Here is an 8,440-nt window from a genome sequence, read left to right on the forward strand (position 1 = left end):
GTAGCTAAATAAAAAAAATATAAGATAAAAAAACTGTATAAAAAATATACAATGTAATATTTTTTATATTATTTTAATAGTATTATTTGTTTAGAAATTAACTACTATCTTTTCTCTGTTTTTAAATTTTATACAAGTTGTATAACCAATATCCTTTGCTAGTTTACTTACCTCATCATACTTAAATCCTATTTGCTCAATTTCATGAGCATCTGAAGAGAAAGTGATAGGAATATCTAACTCAAATGCTAACTCTAATAATTCCTTTGAAGGATAAGTCTGAGCTATTGGTTTTCTTAAACCTGCTGCATTTATTTCTAATACCATATTAGCTTTTTTGATTTCTTCCATTGCTTTTTTTGCAATAGATTTTATATCTTTGTTTGGTAAATACTTGAATACTTTTATTAAATCTAAGTGTCCTACCATATCAAATAGTCTTGATTTTGCAAGTTCTTCAATTGCTTGAAAGTAATCAATCCAAATATCATCAATATTTTTTTCTTTGTACTTACCAATAAATTCAGGATTATCAAAACCCCAAAGAGAGTTGTTTTTTTCTTGTATAAAGTGAACAGAGCCAATAAGATAGTCAACATCTGCTTTTAAAATTTCATCTAACATAAGATTTTTGTCTTGCATAAAATCTACTTCATAAGCAAGAAGTATCTCAATTTTATCTTTATATTTATTTTGTAAAAACTTTACATCATTCTCATAAAACTCTTTTTGAGATATATCCATTCTATATTTTGGATCAAAAGGCATAGGAGCATGGTCTGAAAAACCAAATACATCAATTCCTACTTCTATTGCTCTTTTTATATACTCTTCTGTAGTTCCATTTGCATGATTACATAAAAAGGTGTGATTATGTAAATCAACTCTTTGTTTTAAGATACTCAATTTAGGATACCTGAACCTTGAATTTTTGTACTTCTATCTTCTGCATAAACTCTTTTTCCATCAATAATATCATACTTCCAGATTGGAGCTTGTGCTTTAAAGTCCTCTACGAATTCATCTATCATCTCTAAAGCAACTCTTCTTTTAGGAGAACAAACAGCTGCAATATAAGAACTCTCATGATTTAAAACATCACCTCTTGAGTGAGCCATTAAAACAATTGCATTCTTTTCATTTGCTTTTTTTTGCCAAGAATCAAACCAAGAGTTTAAGATAGGTTCATATATATCAAATGATAATCCATCAATTGAATTTTCATCTCTAACAACACCAACAAAAGTTATGATTGCTCCATAGTTAGAAGATTTAAACTCTTCATACCAAGAGTTTGTTATTTGTTCTACAGGAAGTGAACCTTCAAATAGTTGTAACTTTTCCACTTCTAATTATCCACCACATACAGGAGGTAATAATGAAACTTTATCTCCATCACTTAATGCTACATCTTTTGATGCAACTAATGTATCATTTACAGCAACTGCACATGTCTCTAACCATTTAGAAACATCTTGGTCTTCTTTTAATAATGCACCTAATTCATTTAAATTAGAAATTTCAACATCTAATGCTTCTTTATTGATTGGGCCAAGAAATTCTACTTTAACCATATTTAACCCCTTATTTACTAAATTTCATGTATTATATCAAATTTAATTTAAGTTAGGATGACCTAAATCAATGTTATTTGCTAAAATAGATTTTATTAATTTACTACCGTTTCATGTATTTATAAAGAAAAATATTAAATCCAATCAAGTTAAAGCTATCATAGAGTATAAAAAATCTTACCCTTCAGTTATAAATAAAAAGTTTAAAAAAAGAAAAGTAGATTCTGCTTTTATTTCATCTATTGCTTCTAGGGGAGAAAAAAGATTAGACTTTGGAATTATTGCAAGAGCTGATGTTCAATCTGTTATTTTAATTCCAGGAGAAGAGAAAGAGGATTATCAAAGTGAAACTTCTAATGCCCTTGCTAAAGTTTTAGACCTAAAGGGAAAAGTTTTAATTGGAGATAAAGCCTTAAAATATTTTCATGATAGTAAAGATAAAAACTTTATTGACTTAGCACTTGCTTGGCAAGATAAATATAATCTACCTTTTGTTTTTGCAACTTTATGTTTTAACAAAAATGAAAGATACTTAAAAAAAGTTACAAGAAGATTTAACAAAAGAAAAATATATATTCCTCAATATATATTAGAAAACTATTCAAAAAGAAGTGGCATTTCAAAAGAAGCAATATTAGAGTATCTAAAAAGAATAGATTATGATATTGGAATAAAAGAGAAAAGAGCCATAAAAAAATTTTTACAATTGACAAAGAGTTTATAATGACAATATATGATTCATTTATTTTAGGAGTTATTGAAGGAATAACAGAGTTTTTACCAATTTCTTCAACAGGACATTTAATAGTTGCAAGTGAGTTTCTAGGAATAGATCAAACAAGCGTAAATAAAGCTTATGAAGTAATCATTCAATTTGCTGCTATCTTAGCAGTTGTACTAAACTATCCTTCAAAGTTTACTTTTTCACATATTAATCTTTGGACTAAAGTTTTTATTGCCTTTTTACCTATTGCAATAATTGGTTTTATCTTCTCAGACCAAGTAAAAGCAATGTTCTCAATTGAAATAGTTGCTTGGATGTTTATTATTGGAGGAATTGTTTTCTTAATAGTAGAAAAGTTTTATGATGAATCACAACATACAACCTCTGATGTAGAAGATATTAGTTTTAAACAATCATTATATATAGGTCTTGCTCAAATTTTTGCACTTATTCCTGGAACATCAAGGGCTGGGTCAAGTATCATTGGAGCTATGCTTGTGGGATTAAATAGAAAAGCAAGTGCAGAGTTCTCTTTTTTACTTGCTTTTCCTGTTATGTGTGCAACTACAGGCTATGATGTAGTAAAACACCATGAAGAATTATTCATGGCTGGAAATCTAATCAACCTTGCAATAGGTTTTGTTGTATCTTTTGTTATTGCATTTATTGCAATAAAACTATTCTTAAAATTCCTAGAGAACTTTACTTTTGTTGCCTTTGGAATATATAGAATAGTCTTTGGTATTTTACTGTTAAGCTTTGCCTAACATATCATCAACAATTGACTCTATAGCATTATACTTTATAGAGTCAACAAGTTTTTTACTTATACTATAATTATCTTTTTTCAAAATATTCATAAACTTTTCAGAGCTTAGTTCATTTTCTCTTAATACATAACATAAGCCTTTGTTCTCTAAAAACTTAGCATTTGTATATTGATGGTCTTTTGCAGCATAAGGGAAAGGGACAAAAAGTGTAGGTAAAGAGTTTGCACATAACTCCCATAAAGTTGAAGCTCCTGAACGACTTACTGCAAAATCTGCTTCACCCATTTTTGAAGCTAAATCATCACTAAAGGCAAAAACATCAACTTCTAAGCCTAGTTTTTTATACTCTTTACTTACTCTTTCAAAATCATTCTTTCCAGTTTGATGAATAATATTTAGATTTAACTTCTTTAAATCCTTTGCAACACTAAGGGCAAAATCATTTATTGCTTTAGCCCCTTGAGAACCACCTAGAAAGATTACTGTTTTTAACTCATCCCTTATTCTTGCATTATCAAAAAACTCTTCACTAACTGGATAGTCCTTAATTGGTGAATCAACTAAAAATGATGAGTAAACTTCTGAAGCAAATCTAGCTGTTTTTTCATTTAGTTTACCCATAACTGAGTTTTGTTCATGTATAAATAAATAACAATCAACTGTTGTAATAGCTGCTAATGTTGCAGGTGCAGCAGAAAAACCACCAACACTAACTACTGTAGATACTTTAAACTTTTGAAAAATAGTTCTACATTTACTTACTTGAGAAACAATTTGCATTAAAGATTGTATTTTTCCTAAGAAGTTTTTATTTACAACTCCCCTTGTATCTAAAAATATTGCTTTTTTTAATCTTTTATCATCTTCAAACCAACTAGGGTCTTGTCCATTTGCAGAACCTATAAATATAACTTTATATCCTCTTTTATGAAACTCTTCAATAAAAGCATCGGCAACTTTTAAATGTCCACCAGTTCCTCCACCAGTAACTACAACAGTTTTCTTCATTATTTAACCTTTTTTCTCATATCAACTGATTTACTTATAGACAATACCATACCTATTGCTATTGCCATAGATAGCATTGAAGAACCACCATAAGATAAAAGTGGAACTGCAATACCTTTAATAGGAATCATTCCTGAGATTCCATATGAATTAATTAAGAATGCAATTATAATCATTAAAGCTATACCAATAGTAAACAGGTGATAAATCTTATTTTCAACTCTTCCACTTATTTTAAAAATTCTAAGAACAATTAAAAACATAATTATACTAATAAGTACTAAACCAATAAACCCTATCTCTTCTGTCATTCCTGCTAAAACAAAGTCTGTATGCACTTCGGATAAAAACCCAAGTTTTATATCACCTAAGCCTAAACCTTGTCCAAAAAACCCACCATTATTCATTGCATTTAGTGAGTGTGAAACTTGATATGGTTCAGGTAAGTCTTCAATTCTTAAATACTTATCTGCCCACGATGGTAAAACCATTAGAATTCCATCTTGTACCATTGCCCACCAAGAAAAAATTCTTTGAATTCTATGTGGTGCTGCTAAAATTAATCCAACAAGAGCTAAAACTCCTACTAAACCTAAAGTAACAAAAACTTTGTAAGATCTATTTGCAAATATTAAAAGAATAAATAAAATTCCACCTAGTAAAACAACTTGTCCTAAATCCTTTTGTAAAAAAGCAATTATAAATACAATAATAATAAAACTAAAAAAATAAGGTAAAAGTAAAATAAACTCTTCTTTTAGTGTGATTTTTTTGGGTATCTCAATTAATCTTCTATGAAATGACCATGAAAGAAAATAGATAAAACCTATTTTAAAAAACTCTACAGGGGACAATGAAAATCCAGGTAACCTAATCCATCTATTAGCTCCACCTGAAGCAGTTACTAAAGAAGAAGGAAGAAATGGCATTACTGCCATAAGTATAAAAAATAAAATAAATAAAAACATTCCTAATCTATTGACAACTTTATCGGGATCTATTAATGAAAACCCCCACATCAAAAGAATTGAAACAATTCCAACAAATAGCTGTCTTAAGAAAAAGTGAAATTGATTATACTCATAATACTGCACTGTATAGACACTTAGGGAGTAAGAGAATATAATACTTATTATAATAAGTGAAGATACAAGTAGAAATAGTACATAATCAGCTTGATAAACTCTATTATTTTTAATTTGATTTTTGTTAGAATGCATTCGCTATTATATTATATTATGGATAAATATGTCTTCAAAACTTAACGATAATGATAACAAAATTAAGAAAATTGTAATTCTGTTTTTTTTCATACTTTTTTTAATTATTATTCTAATTACATCTGTATACTTTACAGTTAACAATGAAAGAGATTTACCTAGTTTAGAAAGTTCAAAAAAAGAGCTTTCAGTTAGAGGTGAAATAATCAGTGCTGATAACTTTAAAATCACTAGCTCTAAAAAAATTTACAAAGCTTCAATTGACTCTAGATATTTAGATAAAAATAAAAAAGAACTATTTATAAAGCTATTTTCTATTTATAGTAATATTCCCTATGAAAAGATAGAAGAAAAGATTAATGAGTCTTTTCTCAAACCTGGATACTTAGTACTTTCATATAATATTGACTCAAGAACTGCAAAAAATTTAAAAGAATTAGGTTTTAAGCTTAGAAAACTAGGAGTTTTTAAAGCAAGAAAAGTAGATGGAGGAAGAATCCTTAGAGGACTAAGTATTGTAGAAAGTGGCGAAAAAAGAGTTTACTCATATGAAGATACTTTAACTCCTGTTGTAGGTTATATTAGAAAATATGAATCTGAAAATGGAAAAACAAAAGTAAAAGGAATTAAAGGTTTAGAAAAAAAGTTTAATGACCTTTTAAATAGTAGTAAAGATGGAGTACTTAGTGGAAATAGAGATGTATTATCATATATTTCATTTAACAAAGACTCAACTATCAAAAAAAGAATTGATGGAGCAAATTTAGTTTTAAATATTCCACTTAAACTACAAAAAAACAATGAATCAATATTAGATAGATATAAAGAGAAATTAGGTGCAGAAGAGATCATTGTTTCAATTATGGATAGTAAAACAGGAAAAATTCTTTCACTAGCTTCATCAAATAGATTTAACCCTGAAAGAATTTACCAAAAAGATATTCCATCACTAAATGTTAATGCCATAGAATATCAATACGAACCAGGTTCAGTTATAAAACCAGTTTCGATTGCATTAGTAATGGACAAAGGAAGAGTAAAAGACAATGAACTTTTCTTTGCATACAATACAAAAGGAAAACCAAATAAAAAAGGAGAATATCCAAAAGCTAGATATAAATTAGATAGATTTTTTATTAAAGATGACCATAGATTTAAAAAACACTATTTAACACTTGATGATATCTTTATTTTCTCTTCAAATATTGGAACCTTACAACTTGCACAAAGACTTACTGGTCCAGAGTTTTTTGAAGGAATGAAAAGGTTTGGTTTTACAAGAAAAACAGGTATTGATTTACCATATGAAAAGAAAGGTGTTATGCCAAAAGTTTGGCAATTTGCTGCAAATGATAAAGAAAAAGAAGATAATGTATTTAAAGCAACAGTATCTTATGGACAAGGTATGACATCAACATTTATGCAAATTATGAAAGCTTACTCAGTTTTTAATAATGGAGGGAAAACTGTTACTCCAAGAATTGTTTCACATATAGAACTAGATAATGAAAAGTTTAAGAAAGATGTATTAGAGGGTGAAAGAATTATTAAAAAATCAACTGCTGATGAAATAAAAAGACTTCTAATTAAAACAGTTCAAAAAGGAACTGGTAGAGCAGCACAAATTGATGGATTAGAAATCGGTGGAAAGACTGGAACTGCTCAAGTAGCAGAAGGTGGAAAGTATGTTAGAAAATATATTTCTTCATTCTTTGGTTTTGTTAATGATGGAGAAAGTTCATATACAATAGGTGTAACAGTAGTAGACCCAATTTCAAGGGGTAAATACTGGTACTATCATTATGCAGCATGGTCAGCTGTACCTGTTTTCAAAGAAACAATAAATAACTTAGTAAAGTTAAACTATCTTACACCAAAAAAAGATATAATTTCAAAAAATTAAATTAATAAAAGGATAAATATGTTTGGTCTTGGTAGAAAAGAACTAAAAGAATATAATTACTCAGCTGAAGAGTTAGCAAAATTTCAATATGCAAAAATAGATACTGAAAAAGGAACCATCTTTATTAAACTTTTTAATAATGAAACTCCGAATACTGTTTCTAACTTTGCAACATTAGCAAATGATGGATTCTATGATGATTTAAACTTCCACAGAGTTATTCCAGGTTTCATGGCACAAGGTGGATGTCCAGAAGGTTCTGGAATGGGTGGTCCTGATTGGGCAATAGAATGTGAAACAGATGCTGAAAAGCAAGTACATAATAAAGGTAGCTTATCTATGGCTCACGCTGGTCCAAATACTGGTGGTAGTCAATTCTTTATTTGTTTTGAATCTCAGCCTCACCTAGATAATCAACACACAGTTTTTGGTGAAATCGAAGAAGGTGATGAAGATAGTTTTGAAGTTCTTGATTCAATTAGACAAGGTGACAAAATAAACTCAATTAAAATCTTAGAAAAAAAAGATTAATACAATACTAGAGAGAAATATCTCTCTAGTATCTCTATCCTAATAACTCTTCAATTAAATCTTCGTATAATACCTATATAAATCCAAATAAAGTGCAGTTATGCTAATAAAGTTTATTCTTATACTGATACTACTACCTAATGTATTAATAGCAAATACTAATGATTACTGTATTGCTAAAACCAATATTGAAAAAGTGATTGGATTAACAAAGTTTAATACGAAAGAAGAGTTTATTAAAAAATGCAATGGAAAAATGATATTCATATATGAAAACAATAATTGTAGATTCTTTACTATGAAAAATATGAAGTTTAATATTTATATAAAAGATGAAAAAAATACAAGCTTATTTAAAATAAATGAACGAAAAAAAGTATGCGGTAAAAAAATAATAGAATATGTTAAATAATAAATCAATAAAGAAGCGAAGCCCCAAAAGTATGGGCTAAAAAAAAAGCTTCACTCAGTTCAACCACAATGTTGAATAGAATGAAGCTTCTGTAAAAAACTGTGCCTTAAAAAGATAAAATCTTTTTGAGAAACAATACTCAAGAGCTGGCAGCGACCTACGTTTCCACAAGGGGGCCCTGCAGTATTATCAGCGCAGAAGTGCTTGACTTCCAGGTTCGGAATGGAGCTGGGTATTACCACTTCGCTAAAACCACCAGCAATATGAGTATCAAACATACTTTATAAGTATGCTCTGT

The 8,440-nt window shown here is 28.6% G+C and carries 10 protein-coding genes and 1 rRNA gene; 5 read left to right on the plus strand and 6 right to left on the minus strand.

Translation table 11 applies throughout. The annotated features are described in order from the left end of the window. Positions 1-90: 90 nt before the first annotated feature. From CRV03_RS09165 to CRV03_RS09175, 3 genes are read right to left on the minus strand one after another with little or no spacing between them, the layout of a single operon-like run. Positions 91-906 carry a histidinol-phosphatase gene (locus tag CRV03_RS09165; RefSeq protein WP_258239053.1) on the minus strand — a complete coding sequence of 272 codons (816 nt, stop codon included), beginning with the start codon at positions 904-906 and terminating at the stop codon, positions 91-93. Next, complete coding sequence (locus tag CRV03_RS09170) at positions 903-1,346, minus strand: molybdenum cofactor biosynthesis protein MoaE (protein WP_129084837.1); 444 nt, start codon at positions 1,344-1,346, stop codon at positions 903-905. The genes CRV03_RS09165 and CRV03_RS09170 overlap by 4 nt, the downstream gene beginning before the upstream one ends. A 6-nt stretch (positions 1,347-1,352) precedes the next feature. After that, positions 1,353-1,574, minus strand: a complete 222-nt coding sequence (locus tag CRV03_RS09175; RefSeq protein ID WP_129084838.1) for a MoaD/ThiS family protein — start codon at positions 1,572-1,574, stop codon at positions 1,353-1,355. A 70-nt stretch (positions 1,575-1,644) separates the two neighbouring features. On the opposite strand from CRV03_RS09175, the gene CRV03_RS09180 reads away from it, so the two are divergent. Then, entirely contained in the window at positions 1,645-2,298 is a 654-nt protein-coding gene (locus CRV03_RS09180) for an MqnA/MqnD/SBP family protein (protein ID WP_129084839.1), read from the plus strand. Next, the gene (locus tag CRV03_RS09185) at positions 2,298-3,065 is read left to right on the plus strand and encodes an undecaprenyl-diphosphate phosphatase (RefSeq protein ID WP_129084840.1); all 768 of its coding nucleotides are present in this window, start codon (positions 2,298-2,300) and stop codon (positions 3,063-3,065) included. The genes CRV03_RS09180 and CRV03_RS09185 overlap by 1 nt, the downstream gene beginning before the upstream one ends. Here CRV03_RS09185 and murG read toward each other — a convergent pair. Next, positions 3,051-4,076 (minus strand): undecaprenyldiphospho-muramoylpentapeptide beta-N-acetylglucosaminyltransferase, encoded by a 1,026-nt coding sequence (murG, locus tag CRV03_RS09190; protein WP_129084841.1) that lies wholly within the window; start codon positions 4,074-4,076, stop codon positions 3,051-3,053. The genes CRV03_RS09185 and murG overlap by 15 nt on opposite strands. Next, positions 4,076-5,296 (minus strand): FtsW/RodA/SpoVE family cell cycle protein, encoded by a 1,221-nt coding sequence (locus CRV03_RS09195; RefSeq protein ID WP_129084842.1) that lies wholly within the window; start codon positions 5,294-5,296, stop codon positions 4,076-4,078. Before CRV03_RS09195 ends, murG begins: the two co-directional genes overlap by 1 nt. A 28-nt stretch (positions 5,297-5,324) precedes the next feature. Between CRV03_RS09195 and CRV03_RS09200 the strand changes: the two genes are divergently transcribed. The 3 genes from CRV03_RS09200 (at position 5,325) to CRV03_RS09210 (ending at position 8,142) form a co-directional block, all read left to right on the plus strand. Beyond that, positions 5,325-7,199 (plus strand): penicillin-binding protein 2, encoded by a 1,875-nt coding sequence (locus CRV03_RS09200; RefSeq protein WP_129084843.1) that lies wholly within the window; start codon positions 5,325-5,327, stop codon positions 7,197-7,199. A gap of 18 nt (positions 7,200-7,217) precedes the next feature. Then, on the plus strand, positions 7,218-7,730 hold the full coding sequence (locus CRV03_RS09205; protein ID WP_129084844.1) for a peptidylprolyl isomerase: 513 nt from the start codon (positions 7,218-7,220) through the stop codon (positions 7,728-7,730). A gap of 100 nt (positions 7,731-7,830) precedes the next feature. Further along, positions 7,831-8,142, plus strand: coding sequence for a hypothetical protein (locus tag CRV03_RS09210; protein WP_129084845.1), 312 nt, complete (start codon positions 7,831-7,833; stop codon positions 8,140-8,142). Positions 8,143-8,286: 144 nt separating this feature from the next. On the opposite strand, the gene rrf is transcribed toward CRV03_RS09210, so the two are convergent. Further along, a 5S ribosomal RNA gene (rrf, locus tag CRV03_RS09215) occupies positions 8,287-8,402 on the minus strand. Positions 8,403-8,440 lie beyond the last annotated feature (38 nt).

The sequence above is a fragment of the Arcobacter sp. F155 genome (assembly GCF_004116455.1).
Taxonomy (GTDB): Bacteria; Campylobacterota; Campylobacteria; order Campylobacterales; family Arcobacteraceae; genus Halarcobacter.